Here is a 1,369-nt window from a genome sequence, read left to right as displayed (position 1 = left end):
CCGCGACACGCGGGGCGTGTCGGAATCCCCGGGGCGGTCGGGGAGGGAGCCCCGCCGGGTGGGGTCCGGCGGTGCGGGCATCCGGTGTCGGGACGGGCCCGTCGTCCGGCGCCGCCGTGTCGGCGGCACGCACTAGCGTGGCGCGCATGGCTATGCGGACATCTCCCGAGTCCCCGATGCCCGTGGGGCGGGTCTCCCGGCTCATCGGCGAGTGGATCGACCGACTGGGCGCGGTGTGGGTGGAGGGTCAGATCACCCAGCTCAGTCGCCGACCGGGGGCGGGCGTGGTCTTCCTGACGCTGCGCGACCCGGCGCAGGACATCTCGTTGACCGTCACGTGTTTCCGCGCGGTCTTCGACAAGGTGGCGGACGTGGTGACCGAGGGCGCCCGGGTGGTGGTGCTGGGCAAGCCCGAGTGGTACGCCCCCCGGGGGCAGTTGTCCCTGCGGGCCGCGGAGATCCGGGCGGTGGGCGTCGGGGAGTTGTTGGCGCGGTTGGAGCGGCTGAAGCGGGAGTTGGCCGCGGAGGGGTTGTTCGCGCCGGAGCGCAAGCGGCGGTTGCCGTTCCTGCCGGGGCGGATCGGCCTGGTGACGGGGCGGGCGTCGGCGGCGGAGCGGGACGTGTTGGAGAACGCCCGGCTGCGCTGGCCGGCGGTGCGGTTCGCGGTGCGGAACGTCGCGGTGCAGGGGGTGCACGCGGTCCCGCAGGTGATCGACGCGGTGCGGGAGTTGGACGCGGACCCGTCGGTGGAGGTGATCGTGATCGCCCGGGGTGGCGGGAGCGTGGAGGATCTGCTGCCGTTCTCGGACGAGGCGTTGGTGCGGGCGGTGGCGGCGTGCGCGACGCCGGTGGTCTCGGCGATCGGGCACGAGCCGGATTCCCCGCTGCTGGACCTGGTGGCGGACCTGCGGGCCTCGACTCCGACGGATGCCGCCAAACGGGTGGTTCCGGAGGTCGGCGAGGAGGTGGCGCGGGTGGAACAGCTGCGCGAGCGCGCCCGGTGGTGCGCGCGGGCGCTGGTGGAGCGCGAGGAGCGGGGGTTGCGGGCCACCGTGGACCGGCCGGTGCTGGCGGAGCCGCACCGCCTGGTGGAGGAGCACGAGGAACGCCTGGTGATGGCGGTGGACCGGGGCCGGCGGGTGCTGGGGCACCTGCTGGACCGGGCGGACGCCGAGTTGTCGCACACGGCCGCCCGGGTGGTGGCGCTGTCGCCGGCGGCGACCCTGCGGCGCGGGTACGCGGTGTTGCGGCGCCCGGACGGGTCGGTGCTGCGCTCGGCGGCGGAGGCCGGGGCGGGCGAGGAGCTGCGGGCCCGGTTGGCCGACGGCGAGGTGGGGGTGGTGGTCACCGAGCCGTCCGGCGGGGGCGC

1 protein-coding gene is annotated in these 1,369 nt (G+C 76.0%); it reads left to right on the top strand.

What is annotated here, in order from left to right; all coding sequences use genetic code 11:
* Positions 1 to 146 precede the first annotated feature (146 nt).
* A partial coding sequence (gene xseA, locus FOE67_RS25785) for an exodeoxyribonuclease VII large subunit (protein WP_182667231.1) occupies positions 147 to 1,369 on the top strand: 1,223 nt, incomplete at its 3' end.

Source organism: Streptomyces calidiresistens, from assembly GCF_014141525.1.
GTDB lineage: Bacteria > Actinomycetota > Actinomycetes > Streptomycetales > Streptomycetaceae > Streptomyces > Streptomyces calidiresistens.
This window is presented reverse-complemented; position numbering and strand designations above follow the sequence as displayed.